The sequence below is a fragment of the Mesorhizobium sp. P2_E10 genome (genome assembly GCF_056404235.1).
Window position 1 is genome coordinate 1 of record NZ_JBFUEK010000048.1, and the last position, 1,522, is coordinate 1,522.

Sequence of the window (1,522 nt, forward strand, 5' to 3'; positions counted from 1 at the left end):
CACATCCAATCGGATGTCAGTGAAATCTTCTCCTTACGAACAGGCCCGCCAACGGGAACACGGGCCGCGCAAGCGGCCCTTTCATTTGGGGGCTCTTGATTCCGGTAAGGTAAAACTTACCTCTAAGGTTGACGCGGGGTGGAGCAGCCCGGTAGCTCGTCAGGCTCATAACCTGAAGGTCACAGGTTCAAATCCTGTCCCCGCAACCAAATCCCAAAACGGCCCGCATCATGYGGGCCGTTTTGCTATTCAAAGGCCGGCGACCAGGCGAATTCTGTCCTCATTACAAGTTACAAGGCCCGCAAGAAGCCAAGCCTGCGTTGCCAAAGCACTCCCCAAAGCACAAAGCCTCTCCCGTTCCCCAAGCCAATTCTTCCGACGCCCAGCCTCTCGAAGCGAAATCCCTCGCCGGCGGCCCTTGCGAGGCGTGGCCCGATGCGCGCGCACTGCTAATCTTTGCTATCTATTGCTACTGGTTTCTGGTCGGCAGCATGATCTCTCCAGGAGGTTGCCATGCCCAACTACGCCCTGAGAGCTTCATCAGGAAGCAGCTCGAATCAGGCCGCTACAACAATGCCAGTGAGGTTGTTCGGGCCGGCCTGCGTATGCTCGAGGATTTCGAGGCGGAGCGGGAAAGATGGTTGCGCGAGGAAATCCCGGCGCGCCTGAGCGAGCTCCAGCAGGATCCGGCTAAGGGTATTCCTGCCGGGACACTTTTTCGCGGCTCGAGGCGCGTCACCGCGCGAAGCAGGCGAAAGCCAGGTAGGCAATGGAGTACCGGGTGGTCTTTCCGTCCCAAGGCGGAAGCTGAACTCGAACGGCTCTATGAGGACACAGCCGACCACGCGTCGCCGGTGATTGCCTGGAATTTCATTGTCGGCATCCGCGACCACTGCCTGGGCTTGTCGACTTTTCCACAGCGCGGCACAGAGCGGGTCGAGATCATGCCTGGGCGGCGGATCATCGGCTATTGGCGCGCCGTGAGCTTTGCCCTTGCGGTCGAGGGCGAACAGGTCTTGATCCTGGGCATCTTTTTCGCCGGCGGCCGGAACATCACGGCGGAATTGCTGGAAAGCCGGCTCTGAAACGCTGCCCAGGGCGGCGCGGCTGTCCGATAATTCCCCAGGCAAGGCAGGCGACTTTCAAGCCGATGGCACGCGCCCGCCGCAGAGGGGTGGCGAGCCCTCCATTGAAATGATAGGCAGCGGAACGCCACTCACAATTTCAGCCAAGCCAACTCACGAATTTCGGCCCCGTGGATATCTCCGCGAGAAATCGAAAAAACATGGTTGAGTGGTGTTGACAGTTTGGATGGGTGGCGACTATATACGCCTCACGAACGAGGGCGGTGCGCCGCTGGCGGCGAAGCAGTTTGCTTCTGAGAAAGCCCTTGTGAGAATTCAAGAGAGCCGCGTAAGCGACACTCGGACGGCCCCGAAGCCAAAAGCGTACCGGGCCACGACATCGCGTCTGCGGCGTCTGTTCTTTGAAAATTGAATATTGAAGAAAGAGAAACGTGGGC

At 59.0% G+C, this 1,522-nt stretch carries 1 protein-coding gene, 1 tRNA gene and 1 pseudogene; all 3 read left to right on the forward strand.

The features are described 5' to 3' along the window. The first annotated feature begins 132 nt into the window (after positions 1 to 132). The 3 genes and pseudogenes from AC1D0N_RS31840 (at position 133) to AC1D0N_RS31850 (ending at position 1,085) form a co-directional block, all read left to right on the forward strand. Positions 133 to 209: transfer RNA gene (locus AC1D0N_RS31840), tRNA-Met, on the forward strand. A 282-nt stretch (positions 210 to 491) separates the two neighbouring features. Then, positions 492 to 766, forward strand: a pseudogene (locus AC1D0N_RS31845) (type II toxin-antitoxin system ParD family antitoxin). A gap of 88 nt (positions 767 to 854) precedes the next feature. After that, positions 855 to 1,085, forward strand: coding sequence for a type II toxin-antitoxin system RelE/ParE family toxin (locus AC1D0N_RS31850; protein WP_477250581.1), 231 nt, complete (start codon positions 855 to 857; stop codon positions 1,083 to 1,085). The last annotated feature ends 437 nt before the right edge of the window (positions 1,086 to 1,522 follow it).